Origin of the sequence: Sphingobium sp. EP60837 (genome assembly GCF_001658005.1) — a bacterium.
Lineage (GTDB): Bacteria > Pseudomonadota > Alphaproteobacteria > Sphingomonadales > Sphingomonadaceae > Sphingobium > Sphingobium tyrosinilyticum.
The window spans coordinates 309,594-323,948 of sequence record NZ_CP015987.1 but is presented as its reverse complement, the minus strand read 5'-3'; the positions used below and the strand labels follow the sequence as shown (position 1 = coordinate 323,948).

The window sequence follows — 14,355 nt, the reverse complement described above, 5'->3', positions numbered from 1 at the left end:
GAGAAAGCATGACAAGCAATGTAAACCGGGATCTGTTCGTAACGATGCTGACCGCGCTGGGGCGCAAGGAGTTCGACACGGTCGAACGCTGCCTCGCCGACGACATCGTCTTTGAATGGCCCTTCCCCGTGATGGACGGCTTCCCGACCGAACATCGCGGCGCCCGCTGGTTCCTGCAGGCGATGGAGACCAGTTGGCGCGATTTTGACGATTATGCCTACAAGATTGAGGTGATCCACGATCTGGCGGAAGACACCCGGCTGATCGCCGAATATAGCTCGCACAGCCGCTACCGTCCGACCGGCGAACCCTATTCCAACCGCTACATCAGCATTCTCGATTTCGCCGATGGCAGGATCACGCGCTGGCGCGAATATGTAAATCCCAGGGTGGTGGCGCAGGTGCTGGGTGAACGCGCGTCCTGGAGCGAGGATAGTGGCGCGCACACTGCGCCAGCCTAATTGATTTCGACGTATCGGGGGCCAGCCCGGCACGTCACCTTGTGGCAACAGATGAAGGAGAGCGATGATGGCGCGCACAGCAGATTATGGGCTGGGCGAATTTACCTACCCCCGCGGCTGGTTCATGGTCGCGGAGGCGGCCGAGGTGACGACGAGGCCCAGCACGGTCCATTATTTTGGACAGGATTTCGTCCTTTACCGGGGTGAAAGCGGCACGGCCCACATGGTCGATGCCTATTGCCCGCATATGGGTGCGCACCTGGCGAAAAACGTCACCTCCTACATCGTCAAAGATGGCGAGCAGGTGCAGGGCGAATCGATCCGCTGCCCCTTTCACGGCTGGCGCTTCGGCCCGGACGGCGCATGCGACCACATCCCCTATTCCGATTTCGTGCCCAAGGCGGCGCGGCTGCAAACCTATCCGATCGTCGAGCGCGCAGGCATCATCTGGTACTGGCATGATCCCGAAGGTCTGGAACCTGATATTGACCTGCCACCCTTCGCGGAATGGGACGATCCGAGCTGGGTGCGCTGGAAAGTCGATCATCTGGGGGTGATCGACTGTCATCCGCAGGAGATCATCGATAATATGGCCGATGCGCCGCACATGGTGCCGGTGCACGGATCGACCGACTGCGCCTATTTCACCAACGCCTTCGAAGGCGCCATCCTGTGGCAGAAGTTCGGCGCTGGGCATCGCACGCTCGTCGGCAGTGAGGCCATGCTGGAAACCGACACTTGGTACACCGGCCCGGCCATCCTTCAGTCCCGCCTCACCGGCGCCTACCCCTCGCTCATGCTGATCTGTCACACGCCGGTCGAGGATGGGAGAGTGATGGTATGGCATGCGCTCATGTCGCAGGCGGCGAACACGCCGCCGAGTGCGCAGGACATCGCCACTGCCGAGGCCTATGCGGAAACCGGGCGCCTCGCACTGGCGCAGGATTTCGAAATCTGGGGCAACAAACGCGCCTGCTTCAATCCCCTCCAGATCCCGGCGGACGGCCCGGTGCACAAAGTGCGCATCTGGTACAGGCAATTCTACAATCCCCGAGCTCGTGCGGGCGAGTTTCAGCGGCGGGTCGAAGGAAGCGTGACGACCTTTGACACACGTCCTGAACATGCAGCCGCCTGAGTGGCATCTGAAACAAGAGAGAAAATGAAAATGATGGAGAAGGCACTCTTCCCGGCGGGCGCCGCCCTGGTGTTTGGCGGCAGCGGCGGCATCGGCCGCAGCGTGGTGCAATGTTTCGCGGAGGCGGGATCGGACGTCGCGATCGGCTTTCATTCCAAGGTCGAAGCTGCGGAAACGCTCGCCCGCGAAGTCGAGGGGCTGGGACGCAAGGCGTCCGTCCACGGCGCCGACGTGCGCGACCCGGCGCAGGTGGAGGCGGCGTTCGAGGCGGCGGTCGCCGCCCATGGCCGTGTCCATACCGTGGTATGGGGCGCCGGCCCGCTCGTCGATCAGGTCATGCTGAGTGAAACGACGCACGAACAATGGCGTCGTGCGATCGATACTGAAGTGCACGGCTTCTTCAACACGGTGCAGGCGGCACTGCCGCACTTCCGTGCGCAGGGCGGCGGCTCCTTCGTGACGCTCGGCTCGGCCGGCCACATGCGCTGGCCCGATAAAGACGGTTTGTCCGTCGCGCCCAAGGCCAGCAATGAATCGCTCGTGCGCGGCATCGCTAAGGAGGAAGGCCGCCACAATATCCGTGCGAACAGCGTCCTGGTCGGCGTGATCGAGGCGGGCATGTTCCTCGAACTCACCCGTCAGGGCGTGTTCGGCCCTGAATGGGTGGCCGAGGTCCAGAAAGGGCTGGCGCTTAAGCGTTGGGGCCAGCCGGAGGAGATCGGTCACGCCGCCGTATTCCTGGCGTCGAGCCGCGCGGCCTATGTCACAGGCCAGCAGATCAACGTCTCGGGCGGCTACGGCATTTAAGTCCCCCGGACGCCCCGGCCGCGCGCAGAACGGCCGGGGCGACGTGCAACGGAGGGCGCGGCACTTCGGCCACGCCGCCATCACCTGCGATCGACGCCCGCCATTTGAGCTGGCGCAAGAGAGAGGATAGTCATGTCGTACCGCCATCTGCTGGCACCCGGGCGCATTGGCGCGATGCCGCTGCGCAACCGCATCTTCATGACGCCGATGGGATCGAACCTGGCCGACGATGATGGCATTTCGGGCGACCGGCTGCGCGCCTATTATGAGGCGCGGGCCAAGGGCGGGGCGGCACTCATCATCATGGGTTCGGTATCGATCGGATATCCCGAGGGATCAGGCAACTGGCGCAACGAGGCGATTTCGGACGAACGGCACGTGCCCGGCGTCCGGGCGTTGGCCGATGCGGTCCATGCCCATGGCGCAAAGCTCGCGATGCAGCTCCAGCATGCCGGCCTCGTTGCCATGAACGACATGCGCGCGGGGCGGCCGATCTGGACTCCCTCCATTCCCGCCGTGGGGAAGAGCGACGGCGACATGATGGATGGCTTCCTAGAAGATGAGCTGGCGATCTTCACTGCGCCCTTCGCGGCGATGGGTGAGCCCAATTACAAGGTAATGACGGCGCAGGATGTCGAACATCTTGTGCAGATGTTCGCCAGCGCCGCCGAACGGGCCAAACGCGCCGGTGTCGATGCCGTGGAGATCCATGCCGGCCACGGCTATCTCATATCGTCCTTCCTCAATCCGCTGATCAACCAGCGTACCGACGAATATGGCGGTTCGATCGAAAACCGGTCGCGCCTCTTGTGCGAGATCATCCGCGGCATCCGGGCCGCCGTGGGCCCCGACATGCCGATCTGGCCGCGCCTCGACAGCCAGCATTTCCTGATCGACGGCGGCATCACCGTGGAGGACGCGGCCACCACCGCGCGGCTTGCGCAGGAGGCAGGCGCGGACGCCATCCATGTGTCCGCCGACGGGCATCCCGGACGGGGCCTTACCTATTCGACCGGACATGCCACCGACATCCGCAACGGCTTCGTCGAGGCGGCGGCACGGATCAAGGCACGGGTGGACGTGCCTGTCATCTGCCCCGGCCGGATCGAACCGGCGGATGCCGACCGCTTCATTGCGGACGGCAAGCTCGACTTCGTGACCATGGGGCGCAAGTTGCTCGCGGACCCGGAGCTGCCCAACAAGCTCGCCGCGGGCAAGCGCGAAGCGGTGCGTCCCTGCGTCTATTGCTATACCTGCATCAGCCAGATCTTCTTCAGCCGTCCGGTCAAATGCGCCGTCAATCCCGAGACGGGGTTCGAACGGGAGCGCGCCCTCCATCGCGCCGATCGTGCGCGCCATATCGCCGTGATCGGCGGTGGACCTGCCGGCATGGAGGCGGCGCGGCGGCTGGCGGAGCGCGGCCATCGTGTTACCCTGATCGAGGCGACAGGCGGGCTTGGCGGCACAGCGCGCTTCGCCTCCATCGCCTATGCGCCCAATCAGGGCATAGTGGACTGGCTGAACCGCGAGGTGCGCGGCCATGCGAACATCAGCCTGCGGCTCAACACCCGCGCCACGCCCGACCTGCTGCGCCAGATCGCTCCCGATGAAGTGGTGGTGGCGACTGGCGCGCGGCGCGAACTGCCGCCCATCCCCGGCGCGGATCGGGACAATGTGTTCAGCGGCGATGAAATGCGTAGCCTGATGCTGGCGCAGGACCTTGATAAGCTGGACGGCAAGATCGACGGCAAGACGCGGCTGATGATGCGTGCGGGCAAGGTCACGGGGCTGACCGCTCGCCCCGGCTTCATCCGGACGGCCAGCCAATATTGGATGCCATTCGGAAAGCAGGTCGTCATCATCGGCGGCGAGCTGGTCGGGCTTGAACTTGCCGAATTCCTCGCCAATCGTGGCCGCCGCGTCGTGGTGGTGGACGAGGCCCAGCGCATGGGCGCGGGGCTCCAGGTGGTGCGCCGCTGGCGTGTGCTCGACGAACTCAAGCATCTGGACGTCAAGCTGCTGCCCGGCGTCGCCGACATTGCCATCGGCGAAAGCACCGTCAGCTATCTCAACAATTTTGGCCAGCGTCGTACGATCGCGGCCGACCAGGTTATCATCGCGAAGGGCGCGCAGGGGGACCACCGCCTTGCCGACATGTTGCGCGATGCAGGCTTCCCGGTCCGCAGCATAGGCGACGCCAATGGTGTCGGCTATATCGAAGGCGCGATGCAGGATGCGGCCGATGCCGCAATCGCGATTGGATGAAGGGAGAGGCAATGTTCGACTTTACAGGAAGCCATGTGCTCGTCACCGGCGGTAGCAGCGGCATCGGTGCGGGCATCGCTACCGCTTTCCTCCAAGCGGGAGCACGGGTCATCATCACCGGCACGCGCGACACCGTTGAGCCGGAATTGATACCGCCCGGTGCCGACTATCTACCCCTGCGCCTTCACGATCGCGACAGCATCCACTCTCTGGCGCGCGAACTCGATAAGATCGACATTCTGGTGAACAATGCGGGCGGAACGGCCGTGCCGGAGGACTTCGACGCCGCGATCGACGCCAATCTGAAGGGCGTCCATGCACTGACGACCGCCTGCCTCCCTCTGCTCGCGCAGAGCGACCATGACGGCGGCGGGGCGGTGGTGACGATCGCCTCGATGATGGCGATCTTCGGCAATTCCATCTTTCCAGGCTACAGTGCCGCCAAGGCCGGGCTCCTGCTGCTCACCAAGTCGCTGGCGCAGCAATGGGGCGCCAAGGGCGTGCGGATCAACGCGGTCGCGCCCGGCCCGGTCCGCACCCGCATGACGGAGCGCTATGCCGACGATCCTGCCTATGGTCCGGCCACTGCGCAGCGGATGGCGCTCGGCCGCTGGGGCACGCCCGAGGATATCGCCGGCCCGACGCTCTTCCTTGCCAGCTCGGCCGCCCGTTTCATCACCGGGGAATGTCTTGTGGCAAGCGGCGGCTACATGATCGCCGAAGCCTGATCGACGCCTCCGACCTCTTCGATTGGCAAGCCGCATGCAAGCCTCTACCATGCTTCCCAAGGTCCAGAAGGACCCGAGCGGGAGAGGCGCTGGAATGACCGATGAGGCAGGCAGGCTTGCGGAATTTTCCCGCCTACTACTATCCCTGAACACATCGCTGCTGAGCGACGATCCCTGGCGCGACTTCCTGCTGATCCTGCGGGACCAGACCCATGCGCGCTATGGCACGTTGATCCTGACGCCGCCTGATCCTTCACTGACGACGATGATCACGCCGACCGCGACAAGCGAATCGATCCAGCGCTATCTCGACCGTTATCTCGAAATAGACCCTTTTGTCGGGCTGCCTGAAGGCAAGGTTGTGACCCTCTATGAATATGTGGGGGAAGCGGCGCTTAAGAATACGACCTATTACAAGGAATGGGTGGAGACGATGGACGGCTCCCATGTGTTGGGCGTCGATCTGCGCATGAGCGGCGGCTACGAAGCGCGCCTGCGCCTTACCCGCGCACCGGGAGGCGAACCGTTCGACCGGGAGGAAACTCGCCGTGTTGAGGAGATCGTGCCACATCTGCGCCAAGCGATCGAACTCTATCAGCGGCTGGAGACCTCGCGCTCCGAACAAGCCGTGATGATCGGCGCGATCGAGCAGTTCGCGGTGGGCACAGTGATCCTCGACCATCATCTCAAGGTGCTTAAGATGAACGAGGTTGCCGCATCGATCCTGGCCGATGGAGACGGGATCAAACTGGTCGGAGGCCGCGTCGCCCTGTCCAATCCGGCCCGCGACGCGGAATTTCGCAGGCGGTTGAAGGAAGCGGTTTCCGCAAGCGGCTCGAGCGGACGCTCCGTCTTCCTGGCGGAGCGTCCCTCCGGTCACCGCGACATCGGCATTGTCGTGCAGCCGGTGCAGATACCCGGCTTCATGCACACCGGCAGCGCGCCCGCGATCGCCCTGTTCCTGGGCGATCCAGAACGCCAATGCGTCGTCACGAGCGATGCCGTGCGCAAGCTGTTCAATTTCACGCCCACTGAAGCCGCGATCTCCGCTTCCCTCGCGAATGGCGTTTCGGTGATCGATACCGCGCATCGGCTGGGCATCGCGGAGAACACGGTGCGCGCGCATCTGCGCTCCATCTTCGCAAAGACGGGCGTGGCACGGCAGTCCCAGCTGGTCCATCTCATCCACACCAGCCTGCCGGAGCTGACGCTGCAGCGTGGCGGCTGATTTCCCCTTGTTTTGACCTAATTGATTTGGAGGTGTCGCAGCCTCATCAGGTGCGCCAATCTCCGCTTCGACGATCTGCACAAGCAGACGCGAACGAGGAGAGGACGGGCGAGCAAGCCAGGTTCTCGTGGCCTATCCGACGACCGGCGCCATCGATTGCCGCCGGCGACGGAGGCCGCGCGTGCCGCCCCGGCGAGCCGCACCATCTCCCTTCAACGCGCTGAACGATCGCGCCATTCGTCCGGCGCGCTAACTGGTGGGGAGGAATATCGTGTCTCGTATTTCCTATTATGCGCTACTTTCCTGTGTCGGGTCCGCGGCTCTCATGACGGGCACCGTTTATGCCCAGGAAGCGCCTGCCGCCGATCAGTCGGCGGAGCGCGGCGACAGCGGCCTGACGGACATCGTCGTCACGGCGCGCAAGCGTGCGGAAAGCCTTCAGGATGTTCCCACCGCCGTGACCGCGATGGACGCCGCGCTGATCGCCGACCTGCAGATCGAAAGCTTCCAGGATGTCGGTAAGACCGCGCCCAATGTCGTCATTCAAAAACAGGCAGGTTCACCGACCGCGCCACAGTTCAACATCCGCGGCGTGTCTTCCGGGTCCATCAATTTCCAGATCGATTCCGGGGTCGCGCTCTACGTCGATGGCGTTTATCTCGGCCGGCCGGGCAACTCCGCCTTCGATCTGTCGGATATCGAGCGCATCGAAGTGCTGCGAGGCCCGCAGGGCACCTTGTTCGGCCGCAACTCGACTGGCGGCGCGATCAGCTTCGTGACGGCCGCGCCTACGGGCAAGTTCGGCGTGATCGCCGATGCGACGATCGGCAATTATCAGCGCCGTCGAGGCCGTATTACGGTCAACACGCCTGAATGGAACGGCTTAGCCGCGCGCATTACCTACGCGCATGATGAAAATACCGGATATGTCAAAAATTCCGGGCCGCGCCGCACCTACCTCTTTCCCGAACCCTTCGGTCCGAAGACCAGCGCCGACAATTTCGGCGCAAACAACAATGAGTCTGTCTTCGTCGCCGTGCGATACAGCGGCATCGACAACCTGACGGTAGATTATCGCTTCGACTATGCCGACTTAGTGACGACGCTGGATGCGATGCAGTTGCTGAACGGCGGGGCGGCCTTCGGCGGCATCACCAACTTCCCGAACCAGCCGGCGCTGGGCGGCACGGCGGTCGAGAGCCTCAAGCGTCTATCCAGCGTGCCCATCGATGGCCTTGCACCAGCTACGCAGAAGACCTGGGGACACAGCCTGACGGCGGTCTATGACCTCAATGACATGCTGACGGTCAAATATATAGGCGCGCTGCGCGGCTTCACCGTCAACAGCTCCTCTGACCTGGACGGCAACGCGCTCGTCGATCCCTATGGCGGCACCGGCGGTGATTTCCAGGCGCTTGCGGCGGTGCGCTACGCCAAGCAGCGGCAATGGTCGCATGAGTTGCAGCTGCTCGGCCACACCAGCGCGGTCGATTTCGTCGGCGGCCTATTCTACTATCGGGAAAAGGCGTTCCTCAACAGCCCGGTAATCTTTGGCCTGGTTAGCCAACCGGGGCAGCCGATCCCTATCGTTAACCCCGACAGCTATCTTGCCGGCGGTGATCTGCTGCGCGTCCTCAATAAATCCTACGCCGCCTATGCCCATGTCGACGTTCGCGTCGCCGACGGCCTGGAGATCAGCGGCGGCACGCGCTATTCCTATGATGACCGCACCGAAAATGACCTCCTCGCCGCGCCGCGCACGCCAACGGTGCCGCGCGGCAGCTTCAGCGCCAAGCAGGGACGCTTCGATTATGACGCGTCCGTCCGCTACCAGTTCGCACCCAACAACAGCGTCTATGCAAAATTCACCACCGGCTTCGTGTCGGGGGGCATCTTCCACGGCGCCGAGTTCGAGCCGGAGACGATCAAATCCTATGAGCTGGGGCTCAAGTCGGAATTCCTGAACCGTCGCGTCCGCGTCAACCTGGCGCTGTTCCAGGCGGATCGGAAGGCGCTCCAGGTCACCGGGTTCGACCCGAACCAGGGCGGCAACATCCTGCTCAACACCGGCACCGAACGGGCGCGCGGTATCGAGCTGGAAACGACGGTCATACCCGTGGATGGCCTGACGCTGACGGCCAACTATGGCTTCACCGACGTGAACCCGAAGGCGGAGACCTCCAATCCGGCCGCGACCCCGGTGCGAACCTACCAGCCGCGGCACACCGGCTATCTCGCCGCGCAATATGAAGCGGCGGCCTTCCCGGACGGCACGACTTTGAGCTTCCGGATCGACGGCCAATATGAAGGCAAGCATTACCGGCTCCAATGCCCGATCGGCGCGCTCCAGTCTCCCACAGAAGGCTGCCTTGGCAGCGGCGATGCCGTGCTGGACCGCGCGCTCGTCATACCGTCAAGCTGGGAAATCGGCGCCCGGATGACGTTCGCCGAAATCCCGCTCGGCAGCCTTAAAGGCCGCATCTCGCTGTGGGGCAAGAATCTCAACAACTCCGACAAGCCCGAATTCCTGTTCCCCGTCTTCGATACCTGGGCCGTGGGCACCTTCCAGCAACCACGCACCTATGGGGTGGATTTCGGCCTCCAGTTCTGACGCATGGATCATCCGGCGGCCTTGGGTTCACCTTCTCATGGCTGCCGGACATGAGCGCCATGCCCGGCAACGTGACTGCCGCCCTTACCCCATGAAAGGAGAAGCATGAGAAAGGTCCCTCTACGCGCCGGCATGTTCCTGGCGCCTTTCCATCCTCTGGATGAAAGCCCCACTCTGGCGCTTGAACGCGACCTTGCATTAGCCGAGTTCGCCGACGAGATCGGCTTTGCCGAATTCTGGTACGGCGAACATCATAGCGGCGCCTATGAATTGAGCGCGTCTCCTGAACTGATGATCGCAGCGGCCGCCCAACGCACGAAGCGGATCAAGCTGGGCGCAGGCGTCATCTCTCTGCCCTATCACAACCCGCTGATGACGGCGAACCGCATCGCCCAGCTGGACCACCTGACCTTCGGCCGGCTGATCTTCGGTGCCGGGCCCGGTCTGCTGGTAAGCGATGCGCATATGCTGGGGCTCGATGCGCGGGAGTCGCGCGACAAGTTGGACCAGGGCCTGTCGCTCATCACACGCCTTCTGTCCGGCGAGTGGATCAGCGAGACATATGAGGGCTGGTACGACCTTCGCGACGCTCATGCGCAACTGCTGCCTTACAATCCTGATCTTGAAATATGCGTCGCCAGCACCTTCTCTCCCAATGGCGGCAATTTGGCGGCGAAATACCACGCCGGCATGCTGTGCCTCGCTTCGACCATGCATGGCGGCTACGATGCGCTGACCAATAACTGGAAGATCGCGCGCGATACGGCCGCGAAGCTCGGCACGACCCTGTCGCCAGCCTCCATCCGTTGCGCAACCGACATCCACATTGCCGAAACGCGAGACAAGGCCATGGACCAAGTGCGGCAGGGGTACGAAAAATGGCGTCTCTACATCAAGAACCAGTCCGAGCAGCTCGAGGAATCACCCGCGCACAAGTCGCTGGAAGATCTGCTAGAAGCCAATGAGATCGTGGTGGGCACACCCGACGACGCGATCGCGCAAATTCGCAGGCTTGAAGAAAAAGTTCCGGATTTCGGCTGCATCCTCATGCTCGACAAGAATTGGTCGTCGCAGGACGACAAGAAGCAGTCGATGGAAATGATGATGCGTTATGTGCTGCCTGCGATCAACGGAGACAATCGTAATCGCCAGAAATCCTTCGACTGGGCGCGAGAAAATCGCGACGGCTTCATCGACGTTATTCAGAGCGCGACGAAGCGTGCCTTTGACAAGCATGCAGCGCAGACCGGCCAGCCCGTCGGGGAATTTGAAAACTTCGCTGCGGACCCCGGGCTATCACTGGGTGAATGATGCAAGGGAGCAACGAAGAACCAGTCGCGCTTGGGACTGATGGCAAAAGTGGAAATACGGAAAGTCTCTGGTCTACCGACACAGCACAGGGTCTGGTTCCCCACTAAGAAGAGGAGCCAAGCAGTCAGATTTCTGTGACCCTGCCAATGGGCGCCCTCAACATCCACCCCGAAATCTGACCGTGCTTTTCTATTTTCGTATACCCCCGCATGATCTGGAGAGCGCGGAGATGGCCGGCGGCTTGGTATATGATAAACGCCTTGGTTCGCCGCAGGGAATGGGTGCCATAATCCTCGCTCAGAAAGGCAATTTCTGTGACCCCTTCGTGAACAAGGCGGGCATATTGCCTTGTGCTGATGTGGGTCGCGTGTTCGGTGCGGCTGGGAAAGGCGTAATCCTTCAAGGATCCACCTTGGAGCTCAAGCCATTTGATGAGGCTGAGCGAGCATCGTCCATCAGCTCAAACTGACCTGGCGTTCGGGCCTTTTGCGGAACCACGGTGGCTCGCGTTAGAATTTTCCGATCACAAACTATGTCGCTGATCCTCATCTTCCCAGCTAGCGGGAATTGACCTCGCCAGCTTTCCGATGGCTAAGCGCGGAAAAAGGCTAGCGTTGCGACCGCGCGCGGAGATCCTGGCGTCAGCAGCGGCTTATTCCTGAAATTCAGGTGCGGTCGGTCGTCTTTGGACGGACCCGTCGTTGCAACTACCGATTGATCTACTGACGTCGGTAGGTTGCCGTCCATCCGGCCACTGTTGCGGCCGGCAGGGACTGCTGGCCCTCGGGGGGTCCGCAAACAGCACCCGATCGGGTTTGCACGCCTGGATGCGGATGAGGGTCGATAAGGCATTGAAATCGACCAACCAATTGACAAGGATATTCTAAGTTAATATCCGATTAAAAATTTTGAGTGGGTATGCACATGGAAAACGTCTTATCTCGTGTCAAAGATTCTGACATCGATCAATTTGCGTTTTCAGAGCTGCCTGCTGCGGAAAACTGCGATGATCGGACACTAACTGCGGATGCCTTTGGTTTCTACAAAGATGGACATTTCGACGCGAGTATAATTGCCCGCAGGCGAGGCGATGCGGTGGACGTCATACCCCTGGTCCATCCCGACAGGCAGCGACCAAAATGGAATTTTGTCAAAGCATGGCGCCACTTCAGCCATGTGCGAAAAGACAAAGAACAGACTGATCAAATCATCGGCGTTTTCGACGCGCTACCTTGGCGCGGAGCCGCAGAAGCAGCGATTAATTTTCTTACAAGCCCGCAGGGACAGGCGATCTATCAAAGCGAACCCTATCTCCCCGACATACTCGATGATCATGTTGCCTTGCGCAAAACTCCCAAGGGGAGCTTTGCTCATGCCTATTGCGACTTTATGGAGCGTGAAGGTTTAAGCGCAGCAGGACTTGTCGCGGCTACAGGCAATGATCGCAATGGCCAGCCTTTACTCAAGGATGGGGTGGAATGGTATAATGACCGCTTGCGCGATATCCATGACATTCTCCACATTCTGACGGGATATGAGCGAGATCCCTTGGGTGAGCAGTGCCTGTTGGCCTATTTATTCCATCAACGTCCTAGTCCCGGGCATTTGGCAGTATCTACAGCAGGAACGCTGCTGATGAAAGTTCAGCTCAAGACAAAGGCGCCGATCCTCCGCGCTATTATCGAAGCGCATCGCCACGGCAGGCTTTGCACAAGGATTGTCGAACAATCGATCCGGGGAATACTGCCCATGCCGCTGGCAGAAGTAAGAGAGCGGTTCAACGTGCCAGCACCCTTTTGGTATAAGAAGGTGCATGATGTCTGGAAATTCGAGGGAGTCGATCCCCATGCATTTCTGGCAAAACAATAACAACCTGCATGAATCACAACACGCTGGCTCATTTGCGGCGTCCAATGATCATGATGCGCCACAGCTGATCGACCAGCCTGTGCTAGTCCACGCAGCAAAGGTGGACGATGAAAAATGTCGTCACCTGCTCGCACCGCCGCCAAGGGAACTTCCGAGCGCCTTTCTTCGGCCCACGATTGCGACTTCGTAGATGCATAGTGAGCGAGGATGTTCGCGCTGAGACTTTGGCGCATCGCACTCCGTCTGTCGGGCAAGTTTGCTGTGGGGGCGCGGAACGGAGGCACTCAGCGCGGATTTCCCATCTCGACCCTTACCGATGCTCAGGAGTAAATCTTGCTCCCCGATTCTATCCGCTCTATCGATTTTCAGAGCTAAGGCTGGGAACGAGCCGATTTCAGGCCTTGGTTCGTAGGAGCGGAAATAACCGCCTTTAGTTCATATCACCCGTTTAGGGTGGTTTGACGCCGCGCCGAGCAAACCGGTGCTGATCACCGAAAGGGCATCGACACAAAGATGATGCCAAGCGCATCCGCTAAACGCCGGCAACGCACCCGGACTGGGAACTTGCCGCGCGAGGGGAATTCCTCTGCTCGGCTATCCTGAGGCGCCGGTAAAATGATGCTTGATCAGGCAGACCTGCAGCCGTCACGCAAAAAAACTGCGCAGCATGGATATGGGATATTTACGCGTATTGGAGCGTATTCGACGCACAGAAGTGATCTGCATGTCCCAAGCGATTTATTATTCCGCAAAAAAGGACATGTCCTTATTGCTAAGCTTTGCCGAAGTGCGTAACATCGAAGAAGGGCGCAAACAATAGCGCGACGGTGGGGAGGTAAGAGCTTGGTTATAACCAAAGAACTCACCGCGGTCTTCGCGCGGGTGCGCCGCTCATGACCCGAACGATTGCGCGCGGCTTTGCCTTTCCGGAAGGGCCACGCTGGCATGAAGGGCGTCTGTGGTTTGCCGACCAACACGGCGGAACCGTGTACGTCCTTGACCCTGATGGTCATGTTCACGAGCATTTCGCTGTGCCAGGCGGGCCGTCGGGCATGGGCTGGCTGCCAGATGGCGCCCTGTTGGTGGTTTCGATGGACGAGCGTCGGCTTTATCGCAGAGGCTCGGATGGGCAATTGGTCATGTATGCCGAATTGGCGGCTATTCACTCCGGGCAGAGTAACGACATGGTCGTTGATCATCGGGGTTGGGCTTACGCGGGCAATGTCGGATTTGATTATTACAGTGGTGAAGCTCCTTGGCCGACATGCATCGCTGCGGTCGCTCCTGATGGGGCAGTTGCGGTAGCGGCGGATCACCTGCATTGCCCAAATGGTAGCGTAATCACTCCAGATTGTCGGACATTCATCGTTGCCGAGACATTCGCGTCTCGCCTCACCGCTTTCGATATCGATGAGGAAGGGCGGCTCTTTAATCGGCGCATATTTGCTGACCTGGACGGCTATGCACCAGATGGCATCTGCCTTGATGCAGAAGGCTGCGTTTGGGTGGCCGTCGCCCTTGCGAACTCTGTGATACGCGTGCGTGAAGGCGGCGAGATCTTGACGCAAATCCCGATCGAAGCCGCCCGACCCTATGCCTGTATGCTCGGCGGAATGGATGGGCGCGACCTGTTCATCTGCTGCGCTTCAGATCATGATCCAGCAGTGACAGTTAAGGTCAGGAGTGGTCGTATCGATGTCGCTCGCGTCAATGTGGGATCATCCGGAGGATGGCCTTAATTGAATAAGTTTCAAATAAAGTCATGAGGAAGAAGTTGTTATTGCATCTAAATGGTCATTGCGGGCCCTATGCTGTAGTGATAAGGATAAAAAAAATGCGCAAAAAATAATAAAGAGGGATGGAGGGGCGCCGGAGTGGAAACGCTCTGCCATGCCTGTCGGTGAAGTCAGCGGGCCTAAGGTCGGTATGACGGTAACTGT

10 protein-coding genes are annotated in these 14,355 nt (G+C 60.8%); all 10 read left to right on the top strand.

From position 1 onward, the window contains the following. Window positions 1-8 precede the first annotated feature (8 nt). The 10 genes from EP837_RS14550 (at window position 9) to EP837_RS14500 (ending at window position 14,154) form a co-directional block, all read left to right on the top strand. Window positions 9-461: a nuclear transport factor 2 family protein gene (locus tag EP837_RS14550; RefSeq protein ID WP_066530122.1), complete on the top strand. Its 453-nt coding sequence runs from the start codon at window positions 9-11 to the stop codon at window positions 459-461. A 67-nt stretch (window positions 462-528) separates the two neighbouring features. Then, window positions 529-1,596, top strand: a complete 1,068-nt coding sequence (locus EP837_RS14545; RefSeq protein ID WP_066531620.1) for a Rieske 2Fe-2S domain-containing protein — start codon at window positions 529-531, stop codon at window positions 1,594-1,596. 33 nt (window positions 1,597-1,629) lie between these two features. Then, window positions 1,630-2,403: an SDR family NAD(P)-dependent oxidoreductase gene (locus tag EP837_RS14540; protein WP_066531619.1), complete on the top strand. Its 774-nt coding sequence runs from the start codon at window positions 1,630-1,632 to the stop codon at window positions 2,401-2,403. Window positions 2,404-2,535: 132 nt separating this feature from the next. Then, window positions 2,536-4,668: an oxidoreductase gene (locus tag EP837_RS14535; protein WP_066530120.1), complete on the top strand. Its 2,133-nt coding sequence runs from the start codon at window positions 2,536-2,538 to the stop codon at window positions 4,666-4,668. A gap of 11 nt (window positions 4,669-4,679) precedes the next feature. Next, window positions 4,680-5,396, top strand: coding sequence for an SDR family NAD(P)-dependent oxidoreductase (locus tag EP837_RS14530; RefSeq protein ID WP_066530113.1), 717 nt, complete (start codon window positions 4,680-4,682; stop codon window positions 5,394-5,396). A 94-nt stretch (window positions 5,397-5,490) separates the two neighbouring features. Continuing rightward, window positions 5,491-6,624 (top strand): helix-turn-helix transcriptional regulator, encoded by a 1,134-nt coding sequence (locus EP837_RS14525; RefSeq protein ID WP_066531618.1) that lies wholly within the window; start codon window positions 5,491-5,493, stop codon window positions 6,622-6,624. A gap of 271 nt (window positions 6,625-6,895) precedes the next feature. After that, window positions 6,896-9,235, top strand: coding sequence for a TonB-dependent receptor (locus tag EP837_RS14520; protein ID WP_156518614.1), 2,340 nt, complete (start codon window positions 6,896-6,898; stop codon window positions 9,233-9,235). A gap of 105 nt (window positions 9,236-9,340) precedes the next feature. Further along, window positions 9,341-10,546, top strand: coding sequence for an LLM class flavin-dependent oxidoreductase (locus tag EP837_RS14515; RefSeq protein ID WP_082919718.1), 1,206 nt, complete (start codon window positions 9,341-9,343; stop codon window positions 10,544-10,546). A gap of 924 nt (window positions 10,547-11,470) precedes the next feature. Further along, entirely contained in the window at window positions 11,471-12,415 is a 945-nt protein-coding gene (locus EP837_RS14505; protein ID WP_197486402.1) for a Coq4 family protein, read from the top strand. 893 nt (window positions 12,416-13,308) lie between these two features. Next, window positions 13,309-14,154 (top strand): SMP-30/gluconolactonase/LRE family protein, encoded by an 846-nt coding sequence (locus EP837_RS14500; RefSeq protein ID WP_066530109.1) that lies wholly within the window; start codon window positions 13,309-13,311, stop codon window positions 14,152-14,154. Window positions 14,155-14,355: the final 201 nt, after the last annotated feature.